Source organism: Microbacterium aureliae, assembly GCF_054780155.1.
This window is the reverse complement of the sequence record NZ_BAAGWW010000001.1, coordinates 651689-667399: the sequence shown is the minus strand read 5'-3', so window position 1 is coordinate 667399 and position 15711 is coordinate 651689. Positions and strand designations below refer to the sequence as shown.

General features: G+C 72.8%; 16 protein-coding genes and 1 tRNA gene. 11 read left to right on the top strand and 6 right to left on the bottom strand.

Going from position 1 to position 15711, the window contains the following annotated elements; all coding sequences use genetic code 11:
• Positions 1-37 precede the first annotated feature (37 nt).
• The 4 genes from ACYVF4_RS03270 to ACYVF4_RS03255 are packed head-to-tail and all read left to right on the top strand — an operon-like array spanning position 38 to position 3148.
• Entirely contained in the window at positions 38-865 is an 828-nt protein-coding gene (locus ACYVF4_RS03270; protein WP_460719677.1) for an ABC transporter ATP-binding protein, read from the top strand.
• Complete coding sequence (locus tag ACYVF4_RS03265; RefSeq protein WP_460719675.1) at positions 862-1530, top strand: ABC transporter permease; 669 nt, start codon at positions 862-864, stop codon at positions 1528-1530. Before ACYVF4_RS03270 ends, ACYVF4_RS03265 begins: the two co-directional genes overlap by 4 nt.
• Complete coding sequence (locus ACYVF4_RS03260) at positions 1527-2237, top strand: ABC transporter permease (RefSeq protein ID WP_460720750.1); 711 nt, start codon at positions 1527-1529, stop codon at positions 2235-2237. Before ACYVF4_RS03265 ends, ACYVF4_RS03260 begins: the two co-directional genes overlap by 4 nt.
• Entirely contained in the window at positions 2234-3148 is a 915-nt protein-coding gene (locus ACYVF4_RS03255) for an ABC transporter substrate-binding protein (RefSeq protein WP_460719673.1), read from the top strand. Before ACYVF4_RS03260 ends, ACYVF4_RS03255 begins: the two co-directional genes overlap by 4 nt.
• 75 nt (positions 3149-3223) lie before the next feature.
• On the opposite strand, the gene ACYVF4_RS03250 is transcribed toward ACYVF4_RS03255, so the two are convergent.
• Genes ACYVF4_RS03250 through ACYVF4_RS03240 form a run of 3 tightly spaced genes read right to left on the bottom strand, consistent with a single transcriptional unit; the run spans position 3224 to position 5366 of the window.
• Positions 3224-3352 (bottom strand): hypothetical protein, encoded by a 129-nt coding sequence (locus tag ACYVF4_RS03250; protein WP_460719671.1) that lies wholly within the window; start codon positions 3350-3352, stop codon positions 3224-3226.
• Positions 3353-3396: 44 nt separating this feature from the next.
• On the bottom strand, positions 3397-3687 hold the full coding sequence (locus ACYVF4_RS03245; protein ID WP_460719669.1) for a metal-sensitive transcriptional regulator: 291 nt from the start codon (positions 3685-3687) through the stop codon (positions 3397-3399).
• Entirely contained in the window at positions 3684-5366 is a 1683-nt protein-coding gene (locus tag ACYVF4_RS03240; protein ID WP_460719667.1) for an FAD-dependent oxidoreductase, read from the bottom strand. Before ACYVF4_RS03240 ends, ACYVF4_RS03245 begins: the two co-directional genes overlap by 4 nt.
• Before the next feature lie 117 nt (positions 5367-5483).
• Here ACYVF4_RS03240 and ACYVF4_RS03235 point away from each other — a divergent pair, with 117 nt between their 5' ends.
• Positions 5484-7319: an ABC-F family ATP-binding cassette domain-containing protein gene (locus tag ACYVF4_RS03235; RefSeq protein ID WP_460719665.1), complete on the top strand. Its 1836-nt coding sequence runs from the start codon at positions 5484-5486 to the stop codon at positions 7317-7319.
• Here the strand turns inward: ACYVF4_RS03235 and ACYVF4_RS03230 are convergent.
• On the bottom strand, positions 7300-7830 hold the full coding sequence (locus tag ACYVF4_RS03230; RefSeq protein WP_460719663.1) for a MarR family winged helix-turn-helix transcriptional regulator: 531 nt from the start codon (positions 7828-7830) through the stop codon (positions 7300-7302). The genes ACYVF4_RS03235 and ACYVF4_RS03230 overlap by 20 nt on opposite strands.
• 101 nt (positions 7831-7931) lie before the next feature.
• On the opposite strand from ACYVF4_RS03230, the gene ACYVF4_RS03225 reads away from it, so the two are divergent.
• The 6 genes from ACYVF4_RS03225 (at position 7932) to ACYVF4_RS03200 (ending at position 13444) form a co-directional block, all read left to right on the top strand.
• Positions 7932-8003 (top strand) — tRNA-Gln (locus tag ACYVF4_RS03225).
• A 1-nt stretch (position 8004) separates the two neighbouring features.
• The gene (gene glmU / locus ACYVF4_RS03220; protein WP_460719661.1) at positions 8005-9474 is read left to right on the top strand and encodes a bifunctional UDP-N-acetylglucosamine diphosphorylase/glucosamine-1-phosphate N-acetyltransferase GlmU; all 1470 of its coding nucleotides are present in this window, start codon (positions 8005-8007) and stop codon (positions 9472-9474) included.
• The gene (locus ACYVF4_RS03215) at positions 9449-10483 is read left to right on the top strand and encodes a ribose-phosphate diphosphokinase (protein ID WP_460719659.1); all 1035 of its coding nucleotides are present in this window, start codon (positions 9449-9451) and stop codon (positions 10481-10483) included. Before glmU ends, ACYVF4_RS03215 begins: the two co-directional genes overlap by 26 nt.
• The gene (locus ACYVF4_RS03210; protein WP_460719657.1) at positions 10480-10914 is read left to right on the top strand and encodes an FMN-binding protein; all 435 of its coding nucleotides are present in this window, start codon (positions 10480-10482) and stop codon (positions 10912-10914) included. Before ACYVF4_RS03215 ends, ACYVF4_RS03210 begins: the two co-directional genes overlap by 4 nt.
• A gap of 16 nt (positions 10915-10930) precedes the next feature.
• Complete coding sequence (locus ACYVF4_RS03205) at positions 10931-11794, top strand: FAD:protein FMN transferase (RefSeq protein ID WP_460719655.1); 864 nt, start codon at positions 10931-10933, stop codon at positions 11792-11794.
• 84 nt (positions 11795-11878) lie between these two features.
• The gene (locus tag ACYVF4_RS03200; protein ID WP_460719653.1) at positions 11879-13444 is read left to right on the top strand and encodes an FAD-dependent oxidoreductase; all 1566 of its coding nucleotides are present in this window, start codon (positions 11879-11881) and stop codon (positions 13442-13444) included.
• Here ACYVF4_RS03200 and ACYVF4_RS03195 read toward each other — a convergent pair.
• A complete protein-coding gene (locus ACYVF4_RS03195; protein WP_460719651.1) occupies positions 13438-14907 on the bottom strand; it encodes a sensor histidine kinase in 1470 nt (489 codons plus the stop codon). The two genes, ACYVF4_RS03200 and ACYVF4_RS03195, sit on opposite strands and share 7 nt — an antisense overlap.
• Complete coding sequence (locus tag ACYVF4_RS03190; protein ID WP_460719649.1) at positions 14904-15638, bottom strand: response regulator transcription factor; 735 nt, start codon at positions 15636-15638, stop codon at positions 14904-14906. Before ACYVF4_RS03190 ends, ACYVF4_RS03195 begins: the two co-directional genes overlap by 4 nt.
• Between the last annotated feature and the right edge of the window lie 73 nt (positions 15639-15711).

Here is a 15711-nt window from a genome sequence, read left to right as displayed (position 1 = left end):
GGTCCGCTACCGTGAAGCCGATGAGGGGAGCCCACCCGTGATCGAGTTCCGCGCCGTGTCCAAGCAGTTCCCGGACGGCACGCTCGCCGTCGAGGACTTCAGCCTCGTCATTCCGCCGCACCGCACGACGGTGCTGGTGGGGTCGTCGGGCTCGGGCAAGACGACGCTGCTGCGCATGATCAACCGCATGGTCGACCCGACGTCCGGCTCGATCACGATCGACGGCGAGGACATCGCCCGGCGCGACCCGGTGCAGCTGCGCCGCAGCATCGGCTACGTCATGCAGAACTCCGGCCTGATGCCCCATTTCACGGTCGTCGACAACATCGCCACGGTGCCGGTGCTGCAGGGCAGGCCCCCGCGCGAGGCGCGGGCCCGGGCGCTCGAGCTCATGGACACCGTGGGGCTGGACCGCGGCATGGCCGAGCGCTACCCGCACCAGCTCTCGGGCGGTCAGCAGCAGCGTGTCGGCGTCGCGCGAGGACTCGCCGCCGACCCCAACATCCTGCTGATGGACGAGCCGTTCGGCGCCGTCGACCCCATCGTCCGCGCCGAGCTGCAGCAGGAGCTGCTGCGCCTGCAGCGCGAGATCGGCAAGACGATCGTGTTCGTCACCCACGACATCGACGAGGCCTTCCTGCTGGGCGACCAGGTGGTGATCCTGGAGCGCGGGGCGCGCGCCGCGCAGATCGGCACGCCGGACGAGATCATCGAGGACCCGGCCACCGACTTCGTCGCCAGCTTCATCGGCGCCCACAAGGGCAAGCGCGCGTTGCGGCTGCGGCAGACCCCCCACGGCACGATCGTCGTCGACGGCGAGGGCCGTGCGCAGGGCTCTCTCGTCGACGAGGGCGCCGGCGCGTGAACTGGATCCTCGACAACCTCGACCTGATCGGCGGGCTCACCCTCGTCCACCTGCGCCAGAGCGCGCTGGCGATCGTCGCGGGGTTCGCGCTGTCGCTGCCTCTCGGTTGGGTGGCGTGGCGCTACCGGCTGCTGCGGGGCTGGATCATCACCGTCACCGGGCTGCTGTACACGATCCCGTCGCTGGCCCTGCTGATCCTGCTGCCGACCGTCGTCGGCTACAGCGCGCTCAGCGAGACGAACCTGGTCGTCGCCCTCACCATCTACGCCGTCGCCATCATGGTCCGCGCGGTCGCCGACGGCCTGGACTCCGTCGACGACCACGTCCGCCGGGCGGCGACCGCCGTCGGCTTCGGCGGGCGCCGGCGGTTCTTCGCCGTCGAGCTGCCGCTGGCCGGGCCGGTCATCCTGGCCGGGCTGCGGGTCACGGCGGTCAGCACCATCTCACTGGCGACCGTCGGCATCCTCGTCGGCGTCACCAACCTCGGCTACCTGTTCACCAACGGGCTGCAGCGGCGGATCGTCCCCGAGGTCCTCGGCGGGATCGTCGTGGTGGTCCTGCTCGCCCTCGTCATCGACGGGATGCTGGTGCTCGCCGGCCGCGCGCTCATGCCGTGGACACGCCGCAGTTCGCCGTCGCGCAGGACCCGGGCGGCGGCCGCATGAACCTCATCCTGGACTCCCTGGCCTGGATCTTCTCGCCCGAGCGGCTCGAGGGGCAGTACGCGCTGCCGACCCTCCTCGCCCAGCACCTCTGGTACACCGCGCTGTCGGTGGCGATCGCGGCGCTCATCGCGATCCCGGCCGGGTGGGCGATCGGCCACACCGGCCGGGGGCGCGAGGTCGCGGTGGCCGTGTCGGGGGCCGCCCGCGCCATCCCGTCCTTCGGGCTGCTGGTGCTGCTGGTGCTGCTGCTCGGCGTCCTGCGCCGGCCCGAGGCGGCCACCATCACGTTCGTGCTGCTGGCGATCCCCCCGCTCCTCGCGGGCGCCTACACGGGCCTCGAGGCCATCGACCGGCGCGTCATCGACGCGGCCACGGCCATGGGCATGACGCGGTGGCAGGTGCTGTGGCGCGTCGAGGTGCCCCTCGGCCTGCCGCTCCTGGTGGGCGGCATCCGCTCGGCCGTCCTCCAGGTGGTGGCGACGGTGACCATCGCCGCGTACGTCAACCTCGGCGGCCTCGGATTCCCGATCATCCAGGGGCTTCCGCTGCGCCGCTTCGACCAGGTCCTCGGCGGCGCGATCCTCGTCGCCGTCCTCGCCCTGGTCCTGGACGCCCTGCTCGGCTGGGCGCAGCGCGCGGCCGTCCCGCGAGCGCTGCGCGCCGCATCGACCCCCGCACCCGTCAGAGAAGAGAGAATCGCATCATGACCACAGCGCATTGCACACGTCTCTACGCCGCGGCGGGTCTCGCCGCCGCAGCCGCCCTCGTCCTCGCGGGCTGCGCCTCGAGCAACCCGCTCGAGGAGGAGGACACCGGCGACGCCGGATCCTCCGAGGCCATCGTCGTCGGCTCGCAGGCGTACTACTCCAACGAGATCGTCGCCGAGATCTACGCCCAGGCGCTCGAGAACGCCGGGTTCGAGGTGGAGCGGCAGTTCCAGATCGGCCAGCGCGACGCCTACATCCCCGTCATCGAGAGCGGCGAGATCACCCTGTTCCCCGAGTACAGCGGCAACCTGCTGCAGTACTTCGAGCCCGACACCGAGGCGCGCACCCCCGAGGACGTCGAGGCCGCCCTCGCCGAGGCGCTCCCCGAGGGGCTCACGGTGCTCGACGCGTCCGAGGCCAGCGACCAGGACTCCTACACCGTCACGGCGGCCTTCGCCGAAGAGAACGGGCTCGAGAGCATCGACGACCTCGCCGACGTCGACGGCCCGCTGACCCTCGGCGGCCCGCCCGAGCTCGCCGAGCGGCCCTACGGGCCCTCGGGCCTGGCCGACACGTACGGCGTCGAGGTGGAGTTCTCGGCGACCGGTGAGACCACCGTCGAGGACCTCGTGGCCGGCACCGTCGACATCGCCAACGTCTACACCGCCGACCCGCGCATCGAGACCGAGGACCTCGTGGTCCTGGACGACCCGGAAGGGCTCTTCCTCGCTTCGAACGTCATCCCGCTGGTGAGCAGCGACGTCGCCGACGAGATCGCCGACGTCATCAACGCCGTCAGCGCCGCCCTCACCCCCGAGGGCCTCGTGGCGCTGAACGTCCAGAGTACCGTCGACCAGATGTCCTCGGCGGACATCGCCTCGGCCTGGCTCGAGGACAACGGCCTGGTCTGATCCGCGCCCGCACGACAAGATGCCCGCCCCCGAGGGGGCGGGCATCTTCGTGTGCGGCATGGACCGCGGGGCGGGTCAGACCTGGTCGGGGTGGCCCTGGCAGCGTGCTGCCTCGGGGACGCCCGCGAGGGCCTCTTCGACGTGCTGGCCGCAGCCGGCCCAGGTGGCCTTGCCGCAGACGGTGCAGGTGATGCGCTGACACATGGGGACGATCTCCTTCGTGGGTTCGGTGTGTGTGGTGGGGTGGTTCAGGCGAGGGACAGGAAGAGCTTCTCGAGCTCCTCGGCGGTCAGTCCCTCGGCGGCCTCGGTGGCCTGCGGGTCGACGACGCAGTCCCGCATCGCCGACGAGATGATGGCGAAGCCGGCGCGATCCAGGGCGCTCGTCACGGCCGCGAGCTGCGTCACGACGTCGCGGCACGAGCCGCCCGCCTCGACCGCCGCGATCACGCCGGTCAGCTGGCCCTGGGCGCGCCGCAGCCGGTTGATGATGCGCTTGCGCGCCGCGGCCTGCTCCTCGGGGGTTCCGGTGATCATCATGCGAAGGCTCCTTCCGTGGCCAGGATCCGCTCGATGTCGGCACCGTACCAGTGGCGCAGGGTCTGGATGCCGCCCGACAGCGACGACGAGTCCATGCCCGCACCCACGAGGATCCGGTGGGCGATGTTGGCGCGGACGCCCGCCGCGCACATGACGCGCACGGGGCGACCCGCGGCGGCCTCGCGGGCCTCGTCGATGCGTACGCGCAGCTCGGTGTGCGGGATGTTCAGCGCGCCCGGCAGGTGGCCGGTGGCGAACTCCTTGGCGGTGCGCACATCCAGGATCAGCGCGCTGTCACCGAGGGATTCCGCCTCGTCGGCGTACCACAGGCTCAGGCGGCCGGTGAGGACGTTCTCGGCGACCATGCCCACGAGGTTGACCGCGTCCTTGGCCTGGCCGTAGGGCGGCGAGTAGGCGAGGTCCAGATCGATGAGGTCGGTCGCGGCGAACCCGGCACGCAGCGCGGTGGCCAGCACGTCGATGCGCTTGTCGACGCCCTCGGTGCCCACGGCCTGCGCGCCCAGCAGGCGCCCGTCCTCGCCGATGTGCACCATGAGGTGCATCGGCGCGGCGCCGGGGAAGTAGCCGGCGTGCTGGTTGGGGTGCAGGTGCAGCGTCCGGTACGAGATGCCCGCGGCATCCAGCGCCCCGCGGTTGGCTCCCGTCATCGCGGCGGTGAGGCCGCCGATGCGGACGATCGCGGTGCCGAGCGGCCGGATGATCTGGCGGCCGCTGCCGGCGCCGAAGATGTCGTCGGCGATGAGCCGGCCGGCACGGTTGGCGGGACCGGCGAGCGCCACGGGGCGGACGGCGCCGGTGACGGCGTCCACACTCGCGGTCGCGTCGCCCGCGGCCCACACGCCCTCGGCCGACGTGCGGCCCCGGTCGTCGACGACGATCGCGCCGCGGACGGTCTCGATGCCGGCATCCTGGACGAAGCCGGTGTCGGGGCGGACGCCGACCGACATCACGATGATGTCGGCGGCCAGCCGCGTGCCGTCGGCGAGGACGACGTGGTCCTCGCCGACGCCCTGCTCGACGCTCTCGGCGCCGACGCCGTCGTGGACGGCGATGCCGAGCCCCTGCAGCTCCTCGGTGACGAGGGTCGCCAGCTCCCGCTCGAGCGGCGGCAGCACGTGGGGGGCGAGCTCGACGATGGCGACCTCGAGACCGGCGTGGCGCAGCGCCTCGGCGGCCTCGAGGCCGATGAACCCGCCACCGAGCACGACCGCGCGGCGCGCTCCGGCGTCGACCCGCTCACGCAGGGTCGTCGCGTCGGAGACGGACCGGAGCGTCCGCACGCGGGGAGAGCCGATGCCCGGCAGCGGGGGAATGAGGGCCGACGCGCCCGGAGCGAGCACGAGGGCGTCGTAGGCGAGCGTCTGCTCGCCCGAGGAGGAGCGCACCGAGACGGTGCGCGCGGCGGTGTCGATGGCGGTGACCTCGTGCCCGGTGCGGACGTCGAGGTTCAGCGCGGCGCGCAGCGACGCGGGAGTGTGCAGCAGCAGCGACTCGGCATCGGCGATCTCACCGCTGAGGTGGTACGGCAGTCCGCAGTTGGCGAACGAGACCTCGGGACCCCGCTCGAGCACGATGATTTCGGCGGACTCGTCGTGACGTCGGGCGCGTGCGGCGGCACTCATGCCGGCCGCGACACCGCCAACGATGATGATGCGCATGCTGCTCCTTCCGATACCCTGAGGGGTATCACGTCGATGACACAAAGATACCCCCGGGGGTATCCGGATGTCAACTCGGCGTCGTGGCCCGCCCGCCTCGCCTAGCCTGGAGGGGACATGGCACATCTTCTGGGGGCCGAAGCCCTGCATCTGGAGTTCCCCACCCGCGTCGTCTTCGACTCGGTGTCGCTGGGGATCGACGAGGGCGACCGCATCGGCATCGTCGGCCGCAACGGCGACGGCAAGTCGAGCCTGCTGGCCATGCTCGCGGGCAGGCTGCAGCCCGACGGCGGACGCGTCACGGTCCGCGGCGGCGTGCAGGTGGGCGTCCTCGACCAGGCGGACGTGCTCGACGACACGCTGACGGTCGCGCGCTCGGTGGTGGGTGAGGCCCCCGAGCACGAGTGGGCCGGGGACGCGCGCACGCGGGACGTCATCGCGGGCCTGCTCGGCGACATCCCGTGGCAGGCGCCGGTGCGCGACCTGTCCGGCGGGCAGCGGCGCCGCGTGGCGCTGGCGGCCCTGCTCGTGGGCGACCACGACGTGCTCTTCCTCGACGAGCCGACGAACCACCTCGACGTCGAGGCGATCGCGTGGCTGGCCGACCACCTCAAGCGGCGGTGGTCGGCGACGTCCGGCGGGCTGCTGGTGGTGACCCACGACCGCTGGTTCCTCGACGAGGTCTGCACCCGCACGTGGGAGGTGCACGACCGCATCGTCGAGCCGTTCGAGGGCGGGTACGCCGCCTACATCCTGCAGCGGGTCGAGCGCGACCGGCAGGCGGCGGTCATCGAGCAGCGCCGGCAGAACCTCGCGCGCAAAGAGCTGGCGTGGCTGCGGCGCGGCGCGCCCGCGCGGACGTCCAAGCCCAAGTTCCGCATCGACGCCGCCAACGAGCTCATCGCCGACGTCCCCGAGATCCGCGACGCGGTGACGCTGCGCTCCCTGGCCGTGTCGCGCCTGGGCAAGGACGTCGTCGACCTGATCGACGTCTCGGTCGCCTACCCGGCTCCGGACGGCGCCGGCAGCAGAGAGGTCCTGCGCGACGTCGAGTGGCGCATCGCGCCGGGCGAGCGCACGGGCATCCTCGGGGTCAACGGGGCGGGCAAGTCGACGCTGCTCGGGCTCGTCGCCGGCGACGTCGAGGCCACGACGGGTCGCGTCAAGCGCGGCAAGACGGTGAAGGTCGCCACCCTCACCCAGCGACTGGACGAGCTGGAAGAGCACCTGGACGACCCGGTGCGCGTGGTGATCTCTCGCCTTCGCACCACGTACAGCTTCGGTGCCGGCTCGAAGGCGCAGGAGCTCACCCCCGGCCAGCTGCTGGAGCGCATGGGCTTCGCGAGCGCCCAGCTGTCCACGCCGGTCAAGGACCTCTCGGGCGGCCAGAAGCGGCGGCTCCAGCTGCTGCTCATCCTGCTCGAGCAGCCGAACGTGCTGATCCTCGACGAGCCGACCAACGACCTCGACACCGACATGCTCGCGGCTATGGAGGACCTGCTGGACACGTGGCCGGGGACGCTCATCGTCGTCTCGCACGACCGCTACTTCCTCGAGCGGGTCACCGACCAGCAGTTCGCGATCCTCGGGGGGCACCTGCGGCACCTGCCCGGCGGCGTCGACGAGTACCTGCGCCTGCGCGCCCGCTCCGTCCAGGAGCGGGACGACGCGGCCGGCACGCCGCCCGCCGGCGCGGCATCCGGCACCGCGTCGCCGGCGCCGTCGGGCCTGGCCGGCGCCGAGCTGCGCGCGGCGCAGAAGGAGCTCGCCGCACTGGAGCGCCGGCTCGAGAAGCTCGAGAGCCAGATCTCGGCCTCGCGGACGGCCCTGGCCGACCACGACCAGTCCGACTACGTCGGTCTCGGCGCCGAGATGACCCGCATCCAGGGCCTCGAGGCCGAGCGCGACGACGTCGAGGCGGCGTGGTTCGCCCTCACGGAGCGGATGGGCTGAGCCCCGCGCGGGGCGACTGGTCGAAGCCCAGGCTGAGCTTTCGCAGCAGCGAGGCCAGGCGCTCGCGATCGGCGCGGGACAGGGCGTCCAGCAGCAGCGCCTCGGCGTCGACCAGGCGCGTGATGGCGGCATCCACCCTCACCCTCCCCTCCTCGGTGAGGGTGACCAGGACGCTGCGGCCGTCGGCGGGGTCGGCCTCGCGCCGCACGAGGCGCCGGCCCACGAGCCGGTCGATGCGGTTGGTCATGGTGCCGCTCGAGACCAGGGTCTGCTGCAGCAGCTGCTTGGGGCTCAGCTGGAACGGCTCGCCCGCACGACGCAGGGCCGACAGCACGTCCCACTCCCACGGCTCGAGCTCGCTGCGGCGGAAGGCGTCGCGGCGGGCGCGGTCGAGATGGCGTGAGAGGCGGTCGACGCGCGAGAGCACCTCCAGCGGCGAGAAGTCCAGATCGGGGCGCTGGGCGCCCCACGCCCCGACGATGCGATCGACCTCGTCGGTTTCGTGCGTCATGCCCTCATTATCGTGCGCGCCTGAACGTCTGCGGGAAGACTGGCACCGGCGCGCCGCCGGGGCCTGGCAGACTTGACGGGCGGCGCCCGAGGCGGCCGCGGTCCGCCGTGGTGTAATGGCAGCACGACAGCCTTTGGAGCTGTGAGGTCCAGGTTCGAGTCCTGGCGGCGGAGCATGAGCGAGAACACCGACCCGCGCCTGGCGGTCATCGTGCTGGCGGCAGGCCAGGGCACGCGGATGAAATCCGCACTGCCGAAGGTGCTGCACCCGATCGGCGGACGGGCGCTCCTCGGGCACGTGCTCGACACCGCTGCGGCGCTCGGCCCGGCGCGCACCGCCGTCGTCGTGCGGCACGAGCGGGACCTGGTCGCCGACGCCGTCGCCGAGACGATGCCGGACGCGCTGCTGGTGGATCAGGACGACGTCCCGGGCACGGGTCGTGCGGTCGAACTGGCCCTGGACGCCCTCGCCGGCCACGCCGGCGAGGTGCTGGTCCTCAGCGGCGACGTGCCGCTGCTCGAGGCGGCCACCTTGGCCGACCTGCTGCGCGCCCACCGCGCAGAGCGCGCCGCGGCGACCGTGCTGAGCGCCACCGTGGACGACGCCACCGGCTACGGCCGCGTCATCCGCGACGAGGCGGGGCTCGTGGCGCGCATCGTCGAGCACAAGGACGCCACCGACGACGAGGTGGCCGTCACCGAGATCAACGCCGGGGTGTACGTCTTCGACGCCCAGGCCGCGCGCGAGCACCTCGCCCGCGTCGGCACGGCCAACGCCCAGGGCGAGAAGTACCTCACCGACATCGTGGCGCTGCTGCGCTCGTCGTCGCTCACCGTCGCCGCCTCGAGTGCTCCGGATGCCGCGGCCGCCCTCGGCGTCAACGACCGCGTGCAGCTGGCCGAGGCGGCGAGACTGCTCAACGCCCGCACGGTCCGCCGGTGGCAGCTGGCCGGAGCCACGATCATGGACCCCGCCACCACCTGGATCGACGTGACCGCGACGCTCGCGCCGGATGTCACCGTGCTGCCGAACACGCACATCCTGCGGGCGACGACGATCGCCGAGGGCGCCACGATCGGCCCGGACACCAGCCTCGTGGACTGCGAGGTCGGCGCCGGCGCCACGGTGCGCCGCAGCGACGCGACGCTCGCCGTCATCGGGGCCGGCGCGAGCGTCGGGCCGTTCGCGTACCTGCGCCCGGGCACCGAGCTCGGCGCGGACGGCAAGATCGGCACCTTCGTCGAGACCAAGAACAGCCGCATCGGCGAGCGGAGCAAGGTGCCGCACCTGTCGTACGTCGGCGACACCACGATCGGCCGCGGCGTGAATCTGGGCGCCGGGGCCATCACCGCCAACTACGACGACATCGCCAAGCACCCCACCGTCATCGGGGACGAGGTGCACACCGGCTCGCATAACGTCTTCGTGGCGCCCGTTAGGATCGGAGACGGCGCGAAGACCGGAGCGGGTGCGGTCATCCGCAAGGATGTCCCCGCCGGCGCCCTGGCAATGAGTGTGGCCCCCCAGCGGAACGTCGCGGGATGGGTCGAGGACAACCGACCGGGCACCGCGGCCGCGGAAGCGGCCGCTCGGGCTCGGTCCGCACAGGAAGCGGACGATGGGTCGCAAGAAGAAGACCGTTGAACTCGACCGGGCGAACGACATCGCCCCGGGCCTGGTGGCCAAGACCAAGAAGCGGCTCGTGGTCGCACGGGGGAGCTCCCACCCGGAGCTCGCCGCGGACGTCGCCTCGGCCCTCGGCACCGAGCTCGTCCCCACCGAGTACCGCACGTTCGCGTCGGGCGAGATCCTCACGCGCTTCCAGGTGTCCATCCGCGGGTGCGACTTCTTCCTCATCCAGAGCTTCGGGCCGCCGGTCAACGAGTGGCTGATGGAGACCCTCATCATGCTCGACGCCGCCAAGCGCGCGTCGGCCAAGCGCATCACCGTCGTCGCGCCGTACTACCCGTACTCGCGCCAGGACAAGAAGGGCCGCGGTCGCGAGCCCATCAGCGCGCGACTGGTCGCCGACCTGCTGAAGACGGCCGGGGCCGACCGTGTCATGAGCGTGGACCTGCACGCCGCGCAGATCCAGGGGTTCTTCGACGGCCCCGTCGACCACTTGTTCGCCAAGCCCGTGCTGCTGGAGTACTTCGAGCGCACGATGAGCGCCGAGGACCGCGAGAAGCTCACCGTCGTCTCGCCCGACACCGGCCGCGTGCGCGTGGCCGACACGTGGTCGGACAGCCTGGGCGCCCCGCTGGCGATCATCCACAAGCGCCGGGACCCGAACGTGGCGAACCAGGTCACCGTCAACGAGATCGTCGGTGACGTCAGCGGCCGGGTGTGCCTGCTCGTGGACGACATGATCGACACCGGCGGAACCATCGTCAAGGCCGCTGAGGCGCTGAAGGCCAACGGCGCCGTCAAGGTGATCGTGGCAGCCACCCACCCGATCTTCAGCGATCCCGCCGCCGAGCGCCTGCAGAGCGCCGCCATCGACGAGGTCGTCGTCACCGACACCATTCCGCTGCCGGAGTCCAAGCGGTTCCCGACGCTGACGATCCTGCCGATCGCACCGCTGCTGGCCCGCGCCATCCACGAGGTGTTCGAGGACGGCTCGGTCACGAGCATGTTCGACGGCGCGGCGTGATCGCGCCGGCCGCGCGCGACGCCCTGCGCGCCTCTGCCGCGTTCGCCGGCGTCGCCGGTGCCCTCGCGCTGACCGCGTGCGGCGGCGCGTCGGCGGGGGAGCCCGCGGGGCAAGCCGCCGCCGAGACGACCGGGCCGTACGCCGACGGGACCTACACCGCCGAGGGCTCGTACGCCACGCCCGAGACGGTCGAGACGATCAGCGTGACCGTGACGCTGGAGTCCGACGTGGTGACGGCGGTCGAGGTGACCGGCGACCCGCAGCGCCCCGAGTCCGAGCAGTACCAGGGCCGGTTCATCGGCGGGATCAGCGACGAGGTCGTCGGCCGGGACCTCGACGAGATCGCCGTGACGCGCGTCGCCGGGTCCTCGCTCACCAGCGGCGGCTTCATGCAGGCGCTCGAGGCGATCAAGGCCGACGCGGCCGAGTGACCCGCGGCAGGTCGCGATGACACGCCCCGCGGGGTGGCGGTTCGAGGCCATCGGCACCGTGTGGTCGATCGAGACGGCGGAGCCGCTGTCGGCGTCCGAGCGCCGGCGGGTGTCCGCCGAGATCGACGAGTTCGACCGCGCCTGGTCGCGGTTCCGCCCCGATTCGCTCGTGCACGCCCTCGCCGACGGCGCCGGATCGGTGCGCGCGCCGGCGGACGCCGCCGCGCTCGCCGCCGTCTACGACGCGCTCGCCGAGGCGACCGGCGGCGCGGTCACGCCGCTCGTCGGCGACGCCCTCGCCGCCCGCGGCTACGACGCGGAGTACTCCCTCGCCGACCGCGGAGCCCGGCCCGCGCCGGTGGCGGAGGGGAGCGGCATCCGGCTCGAGAACGGCCTGATGTCGCTCGACCGGCCCGCCCTCATCGACGTCGGCGCGGCGGGCAAGGGCGCCCTCGTCGACCGCGTCACCCGCGCCCTGGCCGCGCACCGCGACCTGGTGGTGGACGCCGGCGGCGACATCGCCGTCCGCGGCGCCGCCCAGCGCATCGGCCTGGAGCACCCGTTCGACCCCCGGCGGGCGATCGGGGTGTGGACGGTGGCGGATGCGGCGCTCTGCGCCTCGGCGACGACGCGCCGGGCATGGGGCGACGGCCTGCACCACGTCCTGGACGCCCGCACCGGCGAGCCCGTGCGCCGCATCGCGGCGACGTGGGCGGTGGGTGCCGATGCGCTGCACGCGGATGCCGTGGCCACCGCCCTCTTCTTCGACGGCGGGCCGGAGCTCGCCGCGGCGTGGGGGACGGGGTGGGTGCGCATGCTCACCGATGGGCGCGTGGAGTGGTCCCCGGGGTGCGAGGCGGAGCTGTTCACCTCGGGCTGAGCGGTCGCCGCGTCGGCCGGGCCGACGCCCGGCGCGATAGCGTGGCGGGGTGAGGATCCGTTCCGCCGAGCCCTGCGAGCCCCGATGCTGAGCACCCTGACGGCGGCGTGGAGCCGCGTGTTCGCCGTCCTCGGGCGGGTCTCGATGTACCGGCTGGTGTACCTGTCGCTCGCCGCCCTGGCCCTGGTCGCCTTCGTCGCGAGCCTGTTCGGCGCGGTGGCGCCCACCCCGCTCGAGCTCGTCGTCACGCTGGCGGTGATGGCGGCGGTGTGCGTGGCCGTCGATGCCGCCGCGCAGCGGGTGCTGCACCTGCACTGGCGGCTGGAGTCCTCGCTCATCACCGCCCACATCCTGCTGTTCGTGCTCCGCCCGACGCTCGAGCCCGTAGCCCTGGCGGGCATCGCCCTGGCGGCGGCGGTGGCGTCGCTGTCGAAGTACATCCTGGCGTGGCGCGGCCGCCACATCTTCAACCCCGCCGCGGTGGGGGCGACGGTGCTCACGCTGCTCGCGGTGGCCGTCCCCGCCCTCGGCGCCTCGTCGTGGTGGGTGGGGACCCCGGTCCTCGCCGTGCCCGTCGTCCTGCTGGGGCTGGCGGTGCTGTGGCGCACCGAGAAGCTGCGGCTGGTCGCCGTCTTCCTCGTGGTCGCCGTGGGCGTCGGCGTCGTGCGCGTGTCGTCGCAGTACGAGGCGGCCGGTCAGCCGGTCGAGCTGGCCGCGATCCTCTGGCCGGTGCTGCTGTCCTCGCCCTACCTGTTCCTCGGCGCCTTCATGCTCTCGGAGCCGCTCACCCTGCCGCCGCGACGCTGGCAGCAGCTCACCGTCGCCGCCGTCGTGGGAGTGCTGGCGGGGTGGCCGATCCTCATCGGCGAGGTCAGCCTCGGCCAGGAGCGCGCGCTGCTGGTGGGGAACCTCGTCGCCTTCGCGTTCTCGGTCCGCTCCGCGGTCGCCCTCACCCTCGAATCCCGCGACCAGCTCTCGCCCACCGTCCGTCAGCTGACGTTCCGCGCGCACCGGCGCCTCGCCTTCGTCCCGGGGCAGTACCTGGAGCTGGACGTGCCCCACCGGCACCCCGACGCGCGCGGAACGCGTCGGGAGTTCAGCATCGCCTCGGCGCCCGAGGATCTGCCGCGCGTGGTCGTGGCCTTCCGGGAGGCGCCCAGCAAGAAGCCGCTGAGCTCGTACAAGAAGGCCCTCGCGCAGGTGACGGCGGGCACCGACCTGGCGGTGACCGGCGTGTGGGGCGACTTCCTGCTGCCCACGCGCGCCGCCGCCCCCGTGCTCATGGTCGCGGCGGGGATCGGCGTGACGCCGTTCGTGTCTCAGCTGCGCCACCTGACCGCGGCCGGCGAGGACCGTGACATCGTCCTGGTGTACGTCGCCTCCGAGCCCGAGGAGCTGGTGTTCCGCGAGGACATCGCCGCCTCGGGGGTGCCGGTCATCGTCTTCACCCGCACGGAGCCCGCCGACCTGCCGCCGCACTGGCGCTGGGCGCGCGGGGTGCGGCTGGATGCCGAGGGGCTCCTGCGGGTGGTTCCCGACATCGCCGCCCGCCACGCCTACATCTCGGGCCCGCCGGGACTCATCGCCGATCTCGCGCCGGCGCTCGAGCGTGCCCGGTCGATCACGACCGACGCGTTCTCGGGTTACTGAGCCGCGCCCGCGCCGATCGTCGCCGGCAGCGCCGGGTCCTGGGGGCGCGCGGGCAGCCGCATCGTGAACGACGTGTCGCCCGGGCGGCTCTGCACGTCGAGCTCGCCGCCGTGGGCCTGGACGATGGCCCGCGCGATCGACAGGCCGAGGCCCGTGCCGCCGGTCTTGCGCGCCCGTGAGCGGTCGGCCCGCGCGAAGCGGTCGAACAGCTGATCCCGGATGCCGTCCTCGACGCCGGGGCCGTCGTCGTGGACGCTGAGCTCGGCCCAGTTGCCCCGGCGAGCGACGCGGACGGTCACGGTCGTGCCGGCCGGGGTGTGGGTGCGGGCGTTGGCGAGCAGGTTCGCCACCACCTGGGTGAGCCGCCCCGTGTCGCCGGCGACGACGACGGGCTCCGGTTCCACGTCCAGCCGCCACGTGTGGTCGGGGCCCGCAGGTCGCGCGTCGGCGACGGCCTCGACCGCCAGCTGCGTCAGATCGACGCTGCCCACCACGAGCTCCTGGCCCTCGTCGAGCCGCGCCAGCAGCAGCAGATCCTCGACGAGGGCGGTCATGCGCAGGGACTGCGCCTGGATGCGCTCGAGCGCGGAGCCGGTGGTCTCGCTCAGCGACGGATCGCGCAGCGACAGCTCGGAGTATCCCCGGATCGACGCCAGGGGAGTGCGCAGCTCGTGGCTGGCATCGGCCACGAACCGCCGCATCAGGTCCTCGTTGCGCTGGCGGGCCGCGAGGGACGCGTCGACGTGGTCGAGCAGCGTGTTGAGCGCGTGCCCGACGCGGCCGATCTCGGTGGACTCGTCGGCCTGCTCGGTCGGCACGCGCTCGGCGATCGTGACGGCGCCCTGGGACATCGGCGTCGCCGCCACCCGTTCGGCGGTGTCGGCCACCGACCGCAGCGGCCTGAGGCTCCGGCGGATGACGACTGCGATCGCCACCCCCAGAAGCAGCAGGCCGCCGGCGGTGACGAGGGCCACCGTGATGAGGATCTGCCCGACCACCCCCGTCACCTCGGAGGTGGGCAGGCCCGCCAGGATGAAGGTTCCCGACGAGGAGCCGCTCAGCAGCACGCGGTAGTCGCCCACGCCCTCGATGCTCACGGTCGAGGCGCGGCGGGGGTCGGCCTGGTAGAGGACCTCGCCGATCTGGCTGCCGGTGAGCTCTTCGACGGTCCCGTCGCCGGTGACGTACGCGCCCGACAGGCCCGACGGGGTCTGCATGACGAAGAGGAACCCCTCGGGCTGGCGGCCCGCGCTCAGCACGTCCGCGGCCGTCTGGGACGGGGTCACCCGCAGCGAGCTCGCCGCCGAGAACAGCCGGGCGTTGAGGTTCGTGTCGAGGATGTTCCCGAGCAGGGCGCCGGTGGCCACGCCCACCAGGGTCAGGATGAGGGCGACCATCCCGATGACGGTCACCATCAGACGCGTCTGCAGACTCCACCGACGCGACGGGGTGAGGCTCGTCACTGCGGCGCCTTGATCATGTAGCCGACCCCGCGGACGGTGTGGATGAGCGGCTCGCGGCCCTGGTCGATCTTCTTGCGCAGGTACGAGATGTAGAGCTCCACGACGCTGGACCGGCCGCCGAAGTCGTAGTTCCACACCCGGTCGAGGATCTGCGCCTTGGACACCACGCGGCGCGGGTTGCGCATGAGGTAGCGCAGCAGCTCGAACTCCGTCGCCGTCAGCTCGATCGGGGCGCCGTCGCGCTCGACCTCGTGGCTGTCCTCGTTGAGGCTCAGATCTCCGACGCGCAGGATCGGCTCCGTGCCGGCGGCCAGCGCCGTGCCCGCGCGGCGCATGAGCCCCCGCAGGCGGGCGACGACCTCTTCGAGGCTGAAGGGCTTGGTGACGTAGTCGTCGCCGCCCGCGGTCAGCCCGGCGACCCGGTCGCCGACGGAGTCCTTCGCCGTGAGGAACAGGACCGGGACGTCGTCGCCGGACTGACGCAGCCGCTGGAGCACCGCCATGCCGTCGAGGTCCGGCATCATGATGTCGAGCACCAGGGCGTCGGGGGCGAACTCGCGCGCCGCCTGCAGCGCCTCGAAGCCGGAGCCGGCCGTCTGGACCTCCCACCCCTCCATCCGCAGCGCCATCGAGAGCAGATCGGTGAGCATCTGCTCGTCGTCGACCACGAGCACGCGCGGTGCGGTGCCGTCGACGCGGGTGAGGTCGGAGGTCGCGCGGGGAACGGTCATGCGCCCATTGTGAAGGCGTTCCTATGCGGTTGCTATGGCGTGGCCTATGCGCCCGCTGTGAATCGGACCGTTC

Coding starts and splice junctions, on each gene's coding strand:
- ACYVF4_RS03260 (WP_460720750.1), top strand. CDS start 1,527: ATGAACCTCATCCTGGACTCCCTGGCCTGGATCTTCTCGCCCGAGCGG.
- ACYVF4_RS03255 (WP_460719673.1), top strand. CDS start 2,234: ATGACCACAGCGCATTGCACACGTCTCTACGCCGCGGCGGGTCTCGCC.
- ACYVF4_RS03250 (WP_460719671.1), bottom strand. CDS start 3,352: ATGTGTCAGCGCATCACCTGCACCGTCTGCGGCAAGGCCACCTGGGCC.
- ACYVF4_RS03245 (WP_460719669.1), bottom strand. CDS start 3,687: ATGATGATCACCGGAACCCCCGAGGAGCAGGCCGCGGCGCGCAAGCGC.
- ACYVF4_RS03240 (WP_460719667.1), bottom strand. CDS start 5,366: ATGCGCATCATCATCGTTGGCGGTGTCGCGGCCGGCATGAGTGCCGCC.
- ACYVF4_RS03235 (WP_460719665.1), top strand. CDS start 5,484: ATGGCACATCTTCTGGGGGCCGAAGCCCTGCATCTGGAGTTCCCCACC.
- ACYVF4_RS03230 (WP_460719663.1), bottom strand. CDS start 7,830: ATGACGCACGAAACCGACGAGGTCGATCGCATCGTCGGGGCGTGGGGC.
- glmU (WP_460719661.1), top strand. CDS start 8,005: ATGAGCGAGAACACCGACCCGCGCCTGGCGGTCATCGTGCTGGCGGCA.
- ACYVF4_RS03215 (WP_460719659.1), top strand. CDS start 9,449: ATGGGTCGCAAGAAGAAGACCGTTGAACTCGACCGGGCGAACGACATC.
- ACYVF4_RS03205 (WP_460719655.1), top strand. CDS start 10,931: ATGACACGCCCCGCGGGGTGGCGGTTCGAGGCCATCGGCACCGTGTGG.
- ACYVF4_RS03200 (WP_460719653.1), top strand. CDS start 11,879: ATGCTGAGCACCCTGACGGCGGCGTGGAGCCGCGTGTTCGCCGTCCTC.
- ACYVF4_RS03190 (WP_460719649.1), bottom strand. CDS start 15,638: ATGACCGTTCCCCGCGCGACCTCCGACCTCACCCGCGTCGACGGCACC.